The 16,862-nt window shown below is 66.1% G+C and carries 17 protein-coding genes; 3 read left to right on the forward strand and 14 right to left on the reverse strand.

Going from position 1 to position 16,862, the window contains the following annotated elements; genetic code table 11:
- Positions 1-85 precede the first annotated feature (85 nt).
- The 3 genes from ABZW74_RS07890 to ABZW74_RS07900 all read right to left on the reverse strand — a co-directional run bounded on the left by ABZW74_RS07890 (position 86) and on the right by ABZW74_RS07900 (position 2,752).
- The gene (locus tag ABZW74_RS07890) at positions 86-763 is read right to left on the reverse strand and encodes a GntR family transcriptional regulator (RefSeq protein WP_355275462.1); all 678 of its coding nucleotides are present in this window, start codon (positions 761-763) and stop codon (positions 86-88) included.
- An 82-nt stretch (positions 764-845) separates the two neighbouring features.
- Positions 846-1,349: a DUF3830 family protein gene (locus ABZW74_RS07895; protein WP_355275421.1), complete on the reverse strand. Its 504-nt coding sequence runs from the start codon at positions 1,347-1,349 to the stop codon at positions 846-848.
- On the reverse strand, positions 1,346-2,752 hold the full coding sequence (locus ABZW74_RS07900; protein ID WP_355275423.1) for an amidase: 1,407 nt from the start codon (positions 2,750-2,752) through the stop codon (positions 1,346-1,348). The genes ABZW74_RS07895 and ABZW74_RS07900 overlap by 4 nt, the downstream gene beginning before the upstream one ends.
- Positions 2,753-2,808: 56 nt before the next feature.
- Here ABZW74_RS07900 and ABZW74_RS07905 point away from each other — a divergent pair, with 56 nt between their 5' ends.
- Entirely contained in the window at positions 2,809-3,531 is a 723-nt protein-coding gene (locus ABZW74_RS07905; RefSeq protein ID WP_355275425.1) for a maleate cis-trans isomerase, read from the forward strand.
- A gap of 17 nt (positions 3,532-3,548) precedes the next feature.
- On the opposite strand, the gene ABZW74_RS07910 is transcribed toward ABZW74_RS07905, so the two are convergent.
- The 7 genes from ABZW74_RS07910 to ABZW74_RS07940 form a co-directional block, all read right to left on the reverse strand.
- Entirely contained in the window at positions 3,549-4,298 is a 750-nt protein-coding gene (locus ABZW74_RS07910) for an Asp/Glu/hydantoin racemase (RefSeq protein WP_355275463.1), read from the reverse strand.
- Between the two features lie 46 nt (positions 4,299-4,344).
- The gene (locus tag ABZW74_RS07915) at positions 4,345-5,040 is read right to left on the reverse strand and encodes a response regulator (RefSeq protein WP_355275427.1); all 696 of its coding nucleotides are present in this window, start codon (positions 5,038-5,040) and stop codon (positions 4,345-4,347) included.
- Positions 5,037-7,556 carry a sensor histidine kinase KdpD gene (locus tag ABZW74_RS07920; RefSeq protein WP_355275429.1) on the reverse strand — a complete coding sequence of 840 codons (2,520 nt, stop codon included), beginning with the start codon at positions 7,554-7,556 and terminating at the stop codon, positions 5,037-5,039. Before ABZW74_RS07920 ends, ABZW74_RS07915 begins: the two co-directional genes overlap by 4 nt.
- Positions 7,557-7,847: 291 nt before the next feature.
- Positions 7,848-8,477, reverse strand: a complete 630-nt coding sequence (locus ABZW74_RS07925) for a potassium-transporting ATPase subunit C (RefSeq protein ID WP_355275431.1) — start codon at positions 8,475-8,477, stop codon at positions 7,848-7,850.
- Between the two features lie 6 nt (positions 8,478-8,483).
- The gene (gene kdpB, locus ABZW74_RS07930) at positions 8,484-10,553 is read right to left on the reverse strand and encodes a potassium-transporting ATPase subunit KdpB (protein WP_355275464.1); all 2,070 of its coding nucleotides are present in this window, start codon (positions 10,551-10,553) and stop codon (positions 8,484-8,486) included.
- Positions 10,554-10,624: 71 nt separating this feature from the next.
- Positions 10,625-12,409: a potassium-transporting ATPase subunit KdpA gene (kdpA, locus tag ABZW74_RS07935; RefSeq protein ID WP_355275433.1), complete on the reverse strand. Its 1,785-nt coding sequence runs from the start codon at positions 12,407-12,409 to the stop codon at positions 10,625-10,627.
- Between the two features lies 1 nt (position 12,410).
- Positions 12,411-12,509 carry a potassium-transporting ATPase subunit F gene (locus ABZW74_RS07940; protein WP_240859433.1) on the reverse strand — a complete coding sequence of 33 codons (99 nt, stop codon included), beginning with the start codon at positions 12,507-12,509 and terminating at the stop codon, positions 12,411-12,413.
- 337 nt (positions 12,510-12,846) lie between these two features.
- Between ABZW74_RS07940 and ABZW74_RS07945 the strand changes: the two genes are divergently transcribed.
- The gene (locus ABZW74_RS07945; protein ID WP_240859434.1) at positions 12,847-13,386 is read left to right on the forward strand and encodes a DUF6611 family protein; all 540 of its coding nucleotides are present in this window, start codon (positions 12,847-12,849) and stop codon (positions 13,384-13,386) included.
- A 223-nt stretch (positions 13,387-13,609) separates the two neighbouring features.
- Here the strand turns inward: ABZW74_RS07945 and ABZW74_RS07950 are convergent, their stop codons facing one another.
- The 4 genes from ABZW74_RS07950 to ABZW74_RS07965 are packed head-to-tail and all read right to left on the reverse strand — an operon-like array spanning position 13,610 to position 15,452.
- Positions 13,610-13,999 (reverse strand): PPOX class F420-dependent oxidoreductase, encoded by a 390-nt coding sequence (locus ABZW74_RS07950; RefSeq protein WP_355275436.1) that lies wholly within the window; start codon positions 13,997-13,999, stop codon positions 13,610-13,612.
- 17 nt (positions 14,000-14,016) lie between these two features.
- Positions 14,017-14,406 carry a PPOX class F420-dependent oxidoreductase gene (locus ABZW74_RS07955; RefSeq protein WP_355275438.1) on the reverse strand — a complete coding sequence of 130 codons (390 nt, stop codon included), beginning with the start codon at positions 14,404-14,406 and terminating at the stop codon, positions 14,017-14,019.
- Positions 14,403-14,828, reverse strand: a complete 426-nt coding sequence (locus ABZW74_RS07960) for an SgcJ/EcaC family oxidoreductase (RefSeq protein WP_355275440.1) — start codon at positions 14,826-14,828, stop codon at positions 14,403-14,405. The genes ABZW74_RS07955 and ABZW74_RS07960 overlap by 4 nt, the downstream gene beginning before the upstream one ends.
- A 33-nt stretch (positions 14,829-14,861) precedes the next feature.
- The gene (locus ABZW74_RS07965; RefSeq protein WP_240859452.1) at positions 14,862-15,452 is read right to left on the reverse strand and encodes a DNA-3-methyladenine glycosylase I; all 591 of its coding nucleotides are present in this window, start codon (positions 15,450-15,452) and stop codon (positions 14,862-14,864) included.
- A 141-nt stretch (positions 15,453-15,593) separates the two neighbouring features.
- Here ABZW74_RS07965 and ABZW74_RS07970 point away from each other — a divergent pair, with 141 nt between their 5' ends.
- A complete protein-coding gene (locus ABZW74_RS07970; protein WP_240859454.1) occupies positions 15,594-16,856 on the forward strand; it encodes a hypothetical protein in 1,263 nt (420 codons plus the stop codon).
- The last annotated feature ends 6 nt before the right edge of the window (positions 16,857-16,862 follow it).

Raw genomic sequence — 16,862 nt, forward strand, 5'->3', positions numbered from 1 at the left:
TATCGTTCGGCCAGTTGTCGTCGAGTCGATGTGTGGTGATGGATAACGCGATATCGCCACGGACACAGCACGGACGAGGCCTTTCTCAACCCGCGTCGGCGGTGTCACGATCGGCACCTTCATCACCGATCAGGCGCCGCAGACCATCCGCCATGTGTGCGATCATCAGCGTGTCCGCCCGGGGTGCATCCCCGGCGGCTATGGCGTCCACCAACGCCTGATGTTCGTCGATCCGTTCCTTTCCCGAGGCGTAGGTTCCTCGCATGGCCCGCAGGCACATTCGGGTCTCCACGAGAATTGTCTCGTGCAGGCGCGAAAGTCGCTGACTTCCAGCAGATTCCACCAAAATCTGGTGGAAGTGCATATCTGCCTCCGCCATTCCCGCGCCGTTCGGTTCCGCGACGAACTCACGCATCGCGGAGACCGCGCGGGTCAACGCCGACACAGCATCGGGTTCGGCACGCGCGATCACCCGTTCGATCGCCGCTCGTTCGACGGCCGTCCGGGCGATGTACATGTCACGAATGTCGTCGTCGTCCATCGACACCACGAACAGCCCACGGTTGCGGTGGCTGACCAGCAGGCCCTCCGCGGTGAGCCGTTGCATCGCCTCACGCAGGGGACCTCGACTGACGCCGAGATCGGCGGCGAGCCCTGACTCGGTGAGCTGTGCACCGGGTGCAAAGTCGCCGTTCGCGATGGCATTGTGCAACTTACGCGCAATGATCGCCGGTGTCGACTCCTGCACGAGCGGCGTGAGCACCCCCCGGCTACCCCCAACACCGCTTTCGCGCTGCTGAGCGGCCGTTCTGCCGTTACTGATCGCCACCGTCATCACCTCTTTCTTACCCCGAATACCTCGCGTAGGAGAGCGTTTCACCGCGCGCCCCGCCCATCCAGATGTCGTTGCAAGCTGCCGCCAGATCGTCGAGACCCTCGATGATCGTCGCGAAGACATTGCCGGGAACCCACCCGACATCCCCGTTGACCAGCAAGTTGTTGCGGCCGTAGAAGACTGCCAGATCGATCAGCAAACGATGTTCTGCGGGAGCCGAATCCGGCGCATATCCGTAGGCCGGATTATCGAGCACGCCATCGAAGGTGAAGTAGCAGAGGTCACCCGGGATCGGCGTCACCGTGGTGTTCTCGAATCCAGGCTCGGCGTCGGCGAAAGCTGTTACCAGGGTGTAGATCTCGTTGCGCGCGAACTTTCCGTGGAATACCTGACCACCTAGTGGAAGTGCATCCCACACAGCCGCCGCGGTGCGCGGCGCCTGGTCGTCGAGGAGCCGGGCGACGGCGCTCACCCCACGTTTGGCGAGCGTGACACTGATGTATCGGTCGGTCATGGCCGCCGTCCCATCGTGGCGAACCCGCCGACCGCCCGCTCGTAGGCGGCGGCCGCCCGCAGAACCACCAGGTCACGATGGCGGGCGCCGACGAACTGCACGCCAGTGGGCAGACCATTGTCGAATCCGCTCGGCACCGTGACGGCCGGCTGCCCCGTCAGGTTGAAGGGATAGGTGTACGGCGTCCAGGACGTCCACTCCGGCGAGGCCGATCCCGGCGGCACCGTTGCACCTGCCTCGAAGGCGACGGCGGGCATCGACGGCGTGACGAGGATGTCGACGTCCTCGTGCAGACGACCCATCGTCGTGCCGAGTTCCATCCGGAGGGCAACCGCGTCCAGATACTCGGCGGCCGAGATGTCGTGGTGCCGTTCGATGGCGGCGAGCAGGTCCGGGTCCACGCGCTCGGCTGCCTCGGGACCGAACGCGGAGAGCACTGCGGCCGCCCCCGCGTACCACAGCACGTGGTAGGCCCACACCGGGTCGTCCCAACCCAGATCGACCTTCTCCACCGCGGCGCCGAGTCCTTCGAGGACGGCGACCGCTCGCTCCGTATTGGCATGCACACCAGCGTCGTTGGTTCCGAACGCCAGGTCCGCGCTGTATCCGACGCGGACGCCCGACAGGTCGGATGCCTCGGCGACGGCGTCGACGGCGCGGCCGGTCGGTGTCGCCAGTGCCGACCAGTCGCGCGGATCGTACCCACTGATGGTGTCGAGCAGCAGCGCGCAGTCGGCGACGGTCCTCGCCATCGGTCCGACGTGCGCGACCGGGGCAAACGGACTCGGCGGGTACATCGGCACTCGGCCCAGCGTCGCCTTGAATCCGACGACCCCACAGAACGCCGCGGGAATCCTGATCGATCCGCCGCCGTCGGTGCCCACCGACAGCGGGCCGAGACCTGCCGCGAGGGCCGCCGCTCCACCACCGCTGGAACCCCCGGACGTGCGCGACGTGTCCCAGGGATTGCGGGTCACCCCGGTCCGGGGACTGTCGGTGACGCCCTTCCAGCCGAACTCCGGTGTCGTCACCTTGCCCAGCAACACGGCACCGCCCTCGCGCAGCCGGGCCACCGCCGGTGCGTCGACATCCCAGTCCATGTCGCCGGGCTCGATCATCAGCGACCCGCGCAGCGTCGGCCAGCCCTTGGTGAGCAGCAGATCCTTGATGCTGACCGGCACTCCGTCGAGCGGGCCGATCGGTTTTCCGGCGGCGTGTCGCGCGGCCGACGCACGGGCGTCGGCCATCGTCGCATCCGGATCGACCAGACAGAACGCGTTGATGCCGCGGTCGACGGCGCCGATGGTGTCGAGCAATTCGGTGGCCACAGCCTCGGGAGACAGCTCGCCGGAGCGATACTCCGAGGCGAGTTCGGTCGCCGACAGCCAGCGCGCGTCCGGCATGCGTCTCCCTCCCACTGATTGGTAGATTGTTGACAATCTACTCGGGAGGTGTGGGAGTGACAACCACAGTCGCGATGCTCTACCCCGGCCACGCGGCCGAGGACGACTACGCCCTCATCGAGACCGCACTCGCCGACCGTTCGATCCGACTGCCGGTGGTCATCACCGAGGTGGAGTCCGACGACCACACGGTCGAGGCCATGCTGTCGGTCGGCGAGAGCGACCGACTGCTCGACGGCGCCCGGCGCGCCGCGGTCTGGGAGCCGACCTCGGTGATGTGGGCCTGTACGTCCGGGAGTTTTCTCTACGGATGGGAGGGCGCCCACCAACAGGTGGATCGCCTGACCGAGTCGTGTGGGCTACCTGCGTCGTCGACGTCGCTCGCCTTCGCCGCAGCCTGCGCGGCATTGGGGATGACCCGCGTCGCGGTGGCGGCCACCTATCCGTATGCGGTGGCCGCGGGGTTCGGCGAGTTCATGACGGCAGCGGGTGTCGAGGTCGTCGCCCTGCACGCTCATGACGTCGAAACCGCTTCGGAAGCAGGGACTCTCGATGGTGACGGGCTCTTCGACATGCTCTCGATGTCGGATTCCGACGACGCGCAGGCACTCCTCATCCCCGATACCGCGCTGCATACCGCGATGTGGGTGAACGGACTCGAGGAGAAGTTCGGCAAACCGGTCCTCACCGCCAACCAGGTCACCGTCTGGCAGGGCCTCCGATTGTGCGGAATGTCGGTGTTCGCACCGGAATTGGGGTCACTGTTCGCTTCGCACTGACAAGGAGATCGCCGACCTCATGCCACCGCGCTTCGGGCGAACAGCGATTGTCCGTGCGCGTTCGGTGACGCCGACAGCGGAATCCGGGTTTCGCCGAGTACACCCGCATCGACCAGCGTCGCCCACGCGGTGACCTGATTGGCCGAGAGCACCGGCTTGCCCAACTCGGCCTCCATCTCGGCCAGAATGTCGTAGGTCCACAGGTTGGTGCAGGAGACGAAGATCGCGTCGGCCTCGGGGTGGTCGGCGGCGCGGATGAGGTCGGCGGTGGCACCGTAGGGAATGGTCCAGATCTCATGATCGCGGCCGAGTTCCGCATGCGCGACGACCGACCGTCCCGATTCTGCGACGAAGTCACACAGCAGGGCGGTCAACGCGGAGGTGTACGGCGTCGCGACCGCGAGGCGGCCCACGTCCAGCACGTCGAGGGCTCGCAGCATCGCCTCCGACGTCGTGACCGCCTGTGCCGCACCGGCAGCGCGCATGCAGTTCGACAGTTCCACTGCCCCGGCGAGTCCGTAGACGAAGCTCCCGGACGCGCACGCATATCCGAAGGCCCGCGGTCTCACCGAGGCGACCGCACGCACAGCTGCGGCGATCTCCGCATGGTTGTTCAAGTCGCGACAGAGTTCGACGTCGACCGGCGAGTCGATGAAACCCGTGCGCGTGAAGTACAGCGACACCGACTCGGGCATCCACCGCCAGAGCTCGCGGTCGAGCGCCATGTCGAACGGACACACCATTCCGATGCCGATCTGCGCCTCCATGCAGGCAGAATGCCACATCGTCGGATTGTCTACAATCGCTGCGCGATCACGCTCGCACGAACCGATAGCCCATCCCGGCCTCGGTGAGTAGATGTTTGGGGTGTGCGGGATCGTCCTCGAGCTTGCGACGGAGGCTGGCCAGATACACGCGCAGGTAGTTGGTCTGCGTCCCGTACGACGGTCCCCACACAGACTGCAGGATCTCCTTCTGCCCCACCAGCTTCCCCTCGTGGCGCACCAGGATCTCGAGGATGCCCCATTCCGTCGGCGTCAGGTGGACGGCGGCACCGTCACGTGTCACGGACTTCGCTCCCAGATCGACCACGAACGCGCCAGCGTCGACGACCGGCACCTCGGGTGTATCGGCGAGTACCGACCCCCGCCGCACGGCGGCCCGCAGTCGCGCCAGAAACTCTTCCATACCAAAGGGTTTGGTGACGTAATCGTCCGCTCCGGCATCGAGGGCGGCCACCTTGTCGGCAGCGTCGCTGCGTGCGGACAACACGATGACGGGGACATTGGTCCAGCCCCGCAGACCCTCCAGCACGGTCAGCCCGTCGATGTCGGGCAGGCCAAGATCGAGTACTACGACCTGCGGATTGGTGCGTGCCGCCGCCGAGAGCGCCTCCGCACCGGTGGCCGCCGTTGTCACGGCAAAGCCACGGGCGTTCAAATTGATACGCAGGGCCCGCAACAACTGGGGTTCGTCGTCGACGACGAGCACCCGGACATGGGCAGTCATGCTTCCACCCCCGCCAGCGGCAAGGTGGCGACCATCGTCACACCACCGCCGGGGGTTTCGACCACTTCGAGCGTTCCTCCCATCGCGGAGATGAATCCGCGAGCAACCGAAAGCCCCAGCCCGACACCTGAACTGGCGCCATTGCGATCGCCGTACTGGTGGAACGCCGTGAAGATCTCCGCCCGCTGATCCTCCGGAATTCCGGGCCCGTGATCGATCACGCTGATCACGCACCGCGGTTCCCCATCGCCGGAACCGATTCTGGCGTCGACGGTCACGTCGTCGCCGCCGTGCCTCAACGCGTTGTCGATGAGATTCGCGAGGGCCCGCTCGAGCAGTCCGGCGTCGGTATACACCCATGGCTGTTCGAGATTCATCGAGACCGCGGGAATCGACGGATCGCGCCGGTACACCGCCGCCATTGCACGATGCACCACCTCGGCGAGATAGGTCTGCTGCATCTTGGGCCGCACCGCACCCGCCGCGAGCCGCGACGAATCCAGCAGATTCCCGACGAGCGAGGCCAACTGGTCGACGGATTCTTCGACGGTGGCCAGCAACTCCGCGGTGTCCTCGGCGCTGAAGGTGACGTCGGTGCTGCGCAGACTCGACACCGACGCCTTCGCCGCAGCCAGCGGAGTACGCAGGTCGTGGCTGACGGCGGCCAGCAGCGCACGACGTAGTTCGTCGGTCTGCGCCAGCGCGGTGGCCTCGGCCGCCTCGGCCTCGAGTTGGTGACGCTGAACTGCACCGGCGGCCTGGGTGGCGACGCTGATGAGTACCCGTCGGTCGCGTCCGCCGAGTTTCGGCCCGTTGAGCCACAATTCGAAGCGCCCATCCGGAACCGGGCACACGGTCACGGCATCACCTTCGGCGGCGGGCGGATTGGACCCGACCTTCTCGACGATCTCCGGCGAACCGCGGTCTACCCGTCGGACGAGCGAGACACCTTCCTGGTCATAGGTTTCCCGAACGCGTTCGAGTAGCGCCGACACGTCCGCGCCACCGAGAACGGCGCTGGAGAACAGCGACAGCAGCTCGGCATCCCGCGTTGCTTGTTGCGCCTGGACGCGCCGGACCGTCGCCGAATCCACGAGTATCGCAACAGCAATGGCGATCACCAGCATCACCAGGATGGTGATGAGGTTGTCGGGCTCGTCGATGGTGAACGTGAATCGAGGATCGGTGAAGAAGTAGTTGAGCAGCAGACCCGACACCACCGCCGACAACGCGGCCGGACCCACGCCGCCCAACATCGACACTGCGAGAACGGTGACGAAGAACAGCGCCGACTCGCTGGCGAAGCCGAGCCACCGGTCCAGGATGGCGAGGACACCGGTCACCGCGATGGGCACCGCCACCGCGGCGGCCCAACTCAGCGGACGGTGAAATCTCGTGTCCCGGATGTCGAGTCGGTTACGACGACGTGTTTCGTCGTGCGTGACCATGTGCACGTCGATGCGCCCCGACTCGCGGACGACCGTCGTGCCGACTCCTTCGTCGAGGATGCGCTGCCACCGCGGCCGACGCGAGGTACCCAGCACCAACTGGGTCGCGTTGACTCCACGCGCGAAATCCAGGAGCGTCGCCGGGATGTCGTCGCCGACGACGGTGTGGATCTTGGCACCGAACCCGGCTGCCAGTTCCCGCAGTGCGGAGATGTCGACCGAGGTCTTGGCGGCCAAACCGTCACCGCGCACGATGTGCACCACCACGAGCTCGGCACTCGACCGCGATGCGATGCGGCTGGCCCGACGCAGAAGCGTCGCCGACTCCGGCCCGCCCGTGATCGCCACCACGACCCGCTCGCGCGCCTCCCACGTGTCGGTGATCGAATGTGCCGCACGGTAATCGGCGAGGTTGTCGTCGACCTGATCGGCCAGCCACAGCAACGCCAACTCTCGCAGCGCGGTGAGGTTGCCCTGCCGGAAATAGTTCGACAGCGCACCTTCGATCCGCCCGCCCGGATACACCTTTCCCGCCGCGAGCCGCTGACGCAGCGCCTGCGGGGCGATGTCCACCAGTTCGATCTGGTCGGCGGCCCGGACCACGTCGTCGGGCACGGTCTCGCGCTGGGTGATGCCGGTGATCTGGGCGACCACGTCGTTGAGGCTCTCCAAGTGCTGGATGTTGATCGTCGACAGCACGTCGATGCCGGCGTCTCGCAGCGCCTCGATGTCTTGCCAGCGTTTGGCGTTGGCCAACCCGGGCGCATTGGTGTGGGCCAGTTCGTCGACGAGCGCCACCTGCGGTTTGCGCGCCAGCACAGCGTCGAGATCCATTTCCTCGAGAACCGTGCCGCGGTAGGAGACGCTGCGCCTGGCAACGACCTCGAATCCGTCGACGAGGGCGGCGGTGGCCACGCGACCGTGTGATTCGACCACGGCCACAACCACATCCGCACCCTCGTCGACGAGGAGCCGTGCGGTGGCGAGCATCTCGTAGGTCTTGCCGACGCCCGGTGCACACCCCAAGAAGACCTCTAACCGTCCCCTGGCATCACCTGCGTTGGCCATGGCAACCAGTGTATCTGCGGCAATCCGGTCCCTGAGCCTGGATCCGAGCCCGAGATAGCGCTGCCTGAACCTCCGCTCCCTGGGCGTGAATCCATGGACCGTCGAGCTGAGACCGATTCACCGCTGCCTGAGGTGCGACGAGCGCAGCGAGGAGCCTCGAAGGCCTGGCGACCGTCGCTACTTGGTCGACCAATTGTTCTCTCTCACCAGCTCTTCGAGGCTCGCAAGCTCGCACCTCAGGGACCGGAGGCGGGCCGGCGTGGGCAGCCAGGTTGATCCTCTCTCGAACGGTCACGCCGAGCACGGCGCACGATGTCCCAGTGCGAGGTTGACCTCGAGAACGTTGACGCGCGCCTGCCCGAGGAAACCGATCGTGCGGCCCTCGGTGTGGTCGTCGATGATCCGCCGCACCTGCGCCGGGGACTTCCCGGTCACGCGAGCGATCCGCGGGACCTGAAGCCGTGCGTACTCGGGGCTGATGTGCGGGTCGAGGCCCGATCCCGACGCGGCGACCGCATCCGCCGGAACCGCCGCCGGCGCGACGCCCTCGCGCTGAGCGATCTCCGTGCGCCGCGCGTCGATCCACGCCTTGAGATCCTCGTTGTTCGGCCCCTTGTTGCTCGCGGCCGACGCGCCAGGATCACCGGCCGCCAACGGATCGTCGGAGGACCCGAGCACCCGCGCATGCAGGAACGGATCGGGCGCTCCCGCAGGCACCTTCGGGTCGATGCCGATGAGCGTGGAACCCACCGGGCAGCCGGCGGAATCGGTGACCTGCGAACCGTCGGCGGAGTTGCTCCCGACCCTCGAGACCGCCCAGACCGCTGCCGGGTACACTGCGCCAAGCAGCAGCGTCAGCGCCAGCAGAGTGCCTGCCGCAGCGACACATTGCCGCACAAAACCAGATACGAACGTGTTCATGACCGACTACCCCATTCCCGGGAGAAAGCGCACCACGAGGTCGATCAGCCAGATCCCGATGAACGGGGTGATCACTCCTCCGATGCCGTAGACCAGCAGATTGCGACCGAGCAGCTTCGACGCCGACGACGGGCGGTACCGCACGCCACGCAGCGACAGCGGGATCAGCGCGACGATGATGAGCGCGTTGAAGATCACCGCCGAGGTGATTGCCGATTCCGCCGAATGCAGCCGCATGATGTTGAGTGCGTCGAGTTGCGGATAGACCGCCGTGAACAGCGCCGGCAAGATGGCGAAGTACTTCGCCAGGTCGTTGGCCAGCGAGAACGTCGTCAGCGCACCGCGGGTGATCAGCAACTGCTTGCCGATGGCCACCACGTCGATCAGCTTGGTCGGGTCCGAATCGAGGTCCACCATGTTGCCGGCTTCCTTGGCCGCCGACGTACCGGAGTTCATCGCGAGCCCGACGTCGGCCTGCGCGAGTGCGGGCGCGTCGTTGGTGCCGTCACCGGTCATCGCGACCAGACGCCCACCCGACTGTTCCTTGCGAATCAAGGCCAGCTTGTCCTCGGGAGTCGCCTCGGCGACGTAATCGTCGACGCCGGCCTCGTCGGCGATGGCGCGCGCGGTCAGCGGGTTGTCGCCGGTGACCATCACGGTCCGGATTCCCATCGCGCGCAGCTGTGCGAAGCGTTGGGCCATACCGGGTTTCACCACGTCCGAGAGCCGGATGACACCCAGCACACGGGCCGGTGCGTCGGCATCGCGAACACCCACCACGAGCGGTGTCCCGCCTTCGCCGGAGATGGCCGCCACCTCGCGGGCCACGGCCGGGTCCACGCGACCGCCGCTGGCCTCGACCCAGCGGCCCAGCGCATCTGCGGCACCCTTGCGGAACTCGCGTACCCCGCCCGACTCGTGGACGTCGATGCCGCTCATGCGGATTTCCGCGGTGAAGGGCACGATCTCGTACTCCGGATGCAGCCGACGGCGAGCGGCCGCCGCGGTGTCGGGGTCGATCTCGATGACGCCGAAGGACTGCACACACAGGTCGACGATGCTCCGGCCTTCGGGAGTGTCGTCGGCGAGGCTGCAGCGATAGCTGATGTCGGCGAGTTCGGATTTCTCGACGCCGGGTGCCGGCACGATGTCGGTGGCCCGACGGTTGCCGAACGTGATGGTGCCGGTCTTGTCCATCAGCAGCGTGTCGATGTCACCGGCGGCCTCGACCGCACGGCCCGACATCGCGAGCACGTTGCGCTGCACCAACCTGTCCATGCCGGCGATGCCGATGGAGCTCAGCAACGCACCGATCGTCGTCGGGATGAGGCAGACCAGCAGCGCGATCAGCTTGATCGGATCGGCGGACTGGCCCGCGTACTCCTGCATCGACCCGACCGCGACCACCGCCATCAGGAAGATGATCGTCAGGCTCGTCAGCAGGATGTCCAGTGCGATCTCGTTGGGTGTCTTCTTGCGCGATGCGCCTTCGACGAGGGCGATCATGCGGTCGACGAAGCTCGCCCCCGGCGCGGTCATGATCTTCACGACGATCCGGTCCGAGAGCACCACCGTTCCACCGGTGACCGCAGAGCGGTCGCCACCCGATTCGCGGACGACGGGGGCCGACTCGCCGGTGATGGCCGACTCGTCCACCGTGGCGATACCGTCGACGACGTCACCGTCCCCCGCGATCACCTCACCCGCTTCGACGACGATCAGGTCACCGATGCGCAGCTCTGTCCCGGGCACCTCGGTGATCGACCCATCCTCCGACAGGCGTCGGGCCATGGTGTCCTGCTTGACCTTACGGAGGCTGTCGGCCTGCGCGCGACCGCGGCCTTCGGCAACCGCCTCGGCCAGATTGGCGAACACGACGGTGAACCAGAGCCAGGCAGCGACCGCCCACGAGAACCAACTCGGTTGCAGCGCAGCGAGAACGGTGGTGACGATCGCGCCCAGGTACACCACGAACATGACCGGGTTACGAGCCTGGGCACGCGGCGTGAGCTTGCGCACCGCCTGCGGAAGCGACGAGATCAGTTGGCGTGCATTGAATGCGCCACTGGTGACCAGTTCCTCCCCCGCGTTCGACGAGGTATCAACGCCCGCTTCGTCGGTTGTCTTCTCTTCTATGACAGGAGTACTCACAACACTGCCTCTGCGATCGGTCCCAGCGCCATGGCCGGGAAGAAGGTGAGTCCGGCGACCAACAGGATGGTTCCGGCCAGCAGTGCGCCGAACAGCAATCCGTGGGTCGGGAGAGTCGATGCGTCGTCCTCGACGCGCACTGGTTTCCGCTGAGTCGCTACCATTGTGGGCGCACCACCTGGTGCCGCCGCCGGCGCGGACACCGTGCTGCCCACGGCGGTTTCGCGATTGCGTGGACGCTGTTTGGCCAGCAGACCGGCGAGAGCGAGCACGAAGACGATCGGCAGGAAGCGCCCGAGCAGCATCACAATTCCAAGCGATGTCTGGAACCAGTCGCTGGTCACGGTGAGGCCACCGAAGGCGCTGCCGTTGTTGTTCGCGGCCGACGCGTAGGCGTAGAGCACCTCGCTGAAGCCGTGGATCGAGCCGGGTGTGCCGGGATCGCCGCTGTTGCCCTGGAATCCGGTTGTCGTTCCGAGGATCACCGAGATCGAGGTGCCGGCCAGCACCAGCGCGGGCATGACGAGGACGTAGAGCGCCGCCATGGTGATCTCATGCTGGCCGATCTTCTTGCCGAGGAACTCCGGCGAGCGGCCGACGAGCAGACCTCCGACGAATACCGTGATCACGGCCATGATGAGGACGCCGTAGAGGCCGGCTCCCACACCGCCGGGTGCCACCTCACCGAGGAGCATGTTCCAGATCAGCGCGCCACCCCCGGCGGCCGAGAAGCTGTCGTGCGCGGAATTCACTGCACCCGTGGATGTCCCGGTGGTCGAGACCGCAAACAGCACCGAACCGGGGATGCCGAAACGCTGTTCCTTGCCCTCCATCATGGCGCCCGCGGCCTGCGCGGCGATGCCGTCGGTGCGGGATTCGAAGACCCACACGACTGTCAGCATCACACCCCAGATGGCGGCCATGACCCCGAGCAGGGTCAGCCCCTGACGCCGATCGCCGACCATCGTTCCGTACGTGCGGGTGAGGCACACCGGGATGATGAGGAGCGCAAGGATTTCGACGATGTTCGACAGCGGCGTCGGGTTGGAGAACGGATGTGCGGAGTTCACCGAGAGGGTGCCGCCACCGTTGGTCCCGAGCTCTTTGATCGCCTCTTGCGACGCGAACGGCCCGAGCACACTGTGCGCTTGCCTGCCGTCGAGCGTCGTGAAGTCGAATCCGGTCTTGAACGACTCGATGGCGCCCTGGGTGAGTAGGATGAGCGCGACGATGAAGCTGAGCGGCAACAGGATTCGCACGCATCCGCGGACCAGGTCGACCCAGAAGTTGCCGATCTCGCCGCTGCCCCGCCGGTTACGGATGCCGCGGATCACGGCGACCGCGACCGCCATACCGACTGCAGCGGAAACGAAGTTCTGCACCGCGAGCCCGATCATCTGCGTGAAGTTGGTCATCACCACTTCGGGCGAGTACGACTGCCAGTTGGTGTTGGTGACAAAGGAAACCGCGGTGTTGAACGCCATCGACGGCGTCACACCCGGCTTTCCGTCCGACCACGGCAACACACCCTGGAGGCGCTGGATCGCGTACAGGAACAGGAACGAGATCAACGAGAAGGCCAGTACCGCAAGCGCATAGCCGACCCAGGTCTGCTCACGACGCGGATCGATGCGTCCGACGCGGTAGAACAGTTTCTCGAAGCGCAGGTCGCGTGCCGAGTCGTACGCCCGGGCCATGTAGTCACCGAGTGGCACGTAGGCAGCGGCGAGAATGAAAAGCAGCAATGCCAGTTGCAACAAGCCGGCCACCGTCGCAGACATGTCAGAACCTCTCGGGTGCGATGAGCGCGGCCACGAGATAGACGACGACTGCTGCGGCGAGCACCAACAGAACGATGGTGGTCACACCGTCGGCGGTCATCGCCCGGTCCTCGCATCGATTGCGCGCACGGTCAGCAGGCACAGCGCGATCGAGACGATCGCGGCCAGCAGAAAGAGCAGGTCAGCCACTCGAACTCCATTTCCGAACTATGTACCCGGCCACGCAGAAACCTGCGAAGCCGCGACTGACAGGATCACTCGCGAAAGACGTCTGAAAGAGTTCGTTAACGGAATCCATACGCGTCGCGCCGGCAATTTGACGCGCGCTTTGCGGACGTTGCGACCGGCGTCAAGATCGCGTCAACAAGCCCTGGCGGCCCGTGTAGATCGCGTTCAGATTCGCGTCGGCGTTTCCGCCGGAGAGTACGACGGAAAGCATGAACAAGGTCACCGGCCAACAACCACTGACGGTCGCGACCGTGACCGGCCCGCCCCCGATCCGCGGCCGCTTCTTGCGGGGCGCGGACTCGTGGGGCGTCTTCCGGGTCGGGTTCGCCCGTCATCTCGTCCAGTTGCGTGTCTGCGTGTATCCGCCGGGCGTGACCGACCACGAGCGCACGATGCTTCGCCTCTGGTACTCGGCGCCGATCTGGGGTGTCATCGGCTGGCTGGCGCTCTGGCCGGCGATCAGCGCCGTGAGCCCTGTCGATCCGCCGTTCTCGATTCTCGCGGCAGCCGCCGTCATGCTGTCCGTCGTCTGGGTGGTCGGCCACCAGGCCTGGCCGGTGCGGAAATCAGTGCGCTCCATGGTCCTCTGGATCGACGACGACGAAGATCCCACGACACGACGCCGAGCCGACCAGTTGCTGCGGATCGTCGATTCGTTACGGGTGGCCGACCGCGATCTGCGCGAGGGCCGGATCGATGCCGTACGGCACGAAGCGATCTGGGCGCGCTGCTACGACGACCTCGCCTGACCGTCGGGACCCTCCCGCCGGCTGAGGTGCGAGGAGCGCAAGCCGCCGGGCTGAGGTGTCCCGTGCGAGGTACGAGCATGGAGCGTCTCGAAGTCGACGAGCCTCGAAGCCCCTGGTGAGATGACATCGTCGTCTCACCAGCCCTTCGAGGCTCGCTCCGCTCGCACCTCAGGGAGCGGTTGGAGGCTCAGAAGCGGTGGAAGGCCATGGAGCGAGGCGGAAGTCAGGAAGCACCCGCACTCAACGCGAGCCCGACCGTCCCGCCACTGCCGCGTCGAAGAGTGCTCGCCTTGATGGTGATCCAGCCGAGGATGCCGTACTTCTTGGAGATCAGTTCCCGTGTCCGCGCGGTGCCGGCGTCATCGAGGACTTCGCCTGTGCCCTCGACCGGTTCGCCGGTGACCTTCTTGCCGCGCGCATCGCAGGCCTGCACGATGATGCGCGGATCTCGCCGCAGACGTTTGACCTTCCACGAGTCCGCGACGGTCCACACGAGGAGGCGGTCGCCGTCGATCGTGGCCCACACCGGCGTCGACACCGGTGTGCCGTCCTTGCGAAAAGTGGTCAGCTGCACGTACTTCGCGGTTGCGGCGGCACCGAAGTCAGAGGTCATGCCGCCATGGTACCGACCTACTGGTCCTGCTCTTCGAGCCCGAACACAATGACCCGGCGCGGATATATCCGGATGAGTGCGTCATCGACGCCGCCGCGCGACTCTGTACCGCCGACGATCGCCTCGGCGTGACCCCGAATCTCGACCATCCTGACTCGCCACGGCTTGAGCGACGCGATGTCGTCGACGACGAACGCAACCTTGTCATTCCCCTTGAGGTTGCGAAACTTGCGGGACGACGCGAGGTTGTAGCCGACGATGTCGACGGTCCCGAGTTCGCGATTGACGGCGAAACCGACGGGATTGTTCTGCGGCGCGCCTTCCTTGTCGACGGTGGCGAGCCTGCCCAGCCGTTGCGTCTCGAGGTAACTCAGCACATCGGGATCGAGCAATTCTTTGTGCCTCATGCGCGCACTCCAGTCGGCAGTTCCGCGGCAATGGGTGTGTTCTGTCCGGCGGCGACCCACCAGGAGCCGTCCCGTTCGACGAGCACATACATCGCCATCTCGGAGAATCCGCCACCTCGCGCATGCCTCCCGATGTGCGCGACCGCGACCCCCGGCGCCGGGTTGATCACCTCCGTCACCGAGAAGTCCGACGGCGGTGCCACCTGCTTGGCGAACAGCTGGTGATGGATCTCGTTGAGCGGGGCGTGGCCGCGCAGGACGGTGCCTTTGGGGGAACCCCACACGATGTCGTCGGCGAACATCGCGTCGTAGGTGTCGGCATCAGAGTTGTCCATGCCGGCCTGCAACGTCGCCATAAGTGCGTCGACGGCAGCGAATGCACCGGGTTCGTAGAGGTTGAGTGATGGTCGGTCTCGTGTCATACCCCGACGCTAAGAGTTCAAGTTAACTTGAGGTCAAGGCCTCGCGGCGATCGCTGTCGCCACGTCGTCGCGGATGACGCAGTCGTAGGCGTGGTCGTTGACCATGCCGGTGGCCTGCATGAGTGCGAACATCGTTGTCGGCCCGACGAATCGCCAGCCCCGCTTCTTCAGATCCTTGGACAGGGAAACCGATTCCGGTGAGGTCGTCATCGATCCCGGCTTGTGGTCGGGACCGGGCGCAAACCGCCAGAAGTACTCCTCCAGCGACCCCTCGGCGTCGACGAGATCGCAGGCATGCCGGGCGTTGTTGATCGAGGCCTCGATCTTGCCGCGGTGCCGGACGATCCCCGCGTCGCCCAGCAACCGCTCCACGTCGGCCTCACCGAACCGGGCGACCTTCTCGAAGTCGAACCCGCTGAACGCGGCCCGAAAATTCTCCCGCTTGGTGAGGATGGTCCGCCAGCTCAGGCCGGACTGAAATCCTTCGAGGCATACTCGCTCGAACAGCGCGACGTCGCCGACGGTCGGAAATCCCCATTCGGTGTCGTGATACGTGGTCTCCGGCTCCTTGGCCGCCCACCCGCACCGCGCCCGACCGTCCTCCCCGATGACCACATCCGACATGGGCGATCTCCTCTCGAATCACTTGAACGGAGAGTACCGACGGCCACCGACACCTGATTGCGCTCCCTCACCGAATCGACCCCACGCCCACCGGGCGAAAATTTACTATCTCCTCATCGGGGGCACCTCGAAGGGAACGTCATGCGCAGACCGATCCGCCTCGTTGGAGCAATCTTGCTCGCCTTCGGCCTCGTCGCCACGCTGTCGGTGGCCACGCCGCAACCGCGTGCCGCTGCGTTCGCCGAGGACATCTGTTACACCCCCGGCGCCCCGCCGCACAGTTGCGGCCCGCTTCCCATCACCTGTTCCCTCGAGAATGCGGACGCCCCGATCTGCGGCCTGCGCGCCTTCTTGCGATACGCCTACACACTTCGTCAGCCGCTCGGCGGTCGCAGCCTGATTCACACGGACTCCAGCTACATCATCGCGAGGTCCGTCGGCTTCTCCGTCGCGGACGCCTATTGGATCGCCGCGTACAGCGAGGCGACCGACCTCGGCACCTTCGCCCCGCGCGACATGCGCGGCAACCTGGTTCCGAATTCGCGGCGGCTGACGACCAAGGACATCAGCGGCCTGGTACGTACGCATTTCGCCACCGGGGGCTTCCTGTTCCATTTCCTGCCGACGCTCCGAGGCCCACGCGCGCCGATGCCGAATGGGTTGCGCCCCGACGTCAACGACACACGGCACGAGATCATGCTGACCCATCTGCGACGCTGGGCGACAGCGGGCCCGGGATCCTCTGCGCCCCTGTGCACCGGAGGATTCACCAACCGCTCACCGGGAGGCGACTACGCGACGGGCGAGGGTTGCTATGGCGGCGCGAACCCCGTCCCGATCAACGGCACGTACAGCATCGTGTCGCCGGCTAACTTCCCCTTCACCAATTCGACTGGGCAACAGGTCATCACCGACGGAGTCCTGTCGTCGAAGTTCGATCAGTGGGTGGGCGGGCAGTCGGCGAACGCGCGAATCGGGATCTACATCCACGCCCTGGGAGACCGCATCTCACACCATGCGTGCACCGATGCCGGCACCATCGCACCGCCTACCCCGCGCCATCGGGCGTTCCGGATCGATCTGAACAAACCGTCGTGCGATCAAGGGCCACATGCGATTCGGCACGAGTTCGAGACCGGCGTCGACTTCCACGGTCTCGAGCCCGAGGACCGAACGACCGAGGCGGCGTTGTCAAAGGTGTACGACGAGCTGGTCTACTTCGCGCGGTTGCGCGGCACGCTGAATCCCACCGCGACCACGTCCGCCGCCAAAACCCGGGTCGTCACGAACGGACTCGTCCCGGCACTCGAGCACCGCAATCCGATGGTTCGGCTTCGTTCGGTGACCGCCGCCGGGTGCCGACTCGGCGTACCCGCATTTCCGGGCTCGCCCTCATGCCGGTGAGGTAGG

Origin of the sequence: Gordonia sp. NPDC003585 (assembly GCF_040610755.1) — a bacterium.
Classification (GTDB): Bacteria; Actinomycetota; Actinomycetes; order Mycobacteriales; family Mycobacteriaceae; genus Gordonia.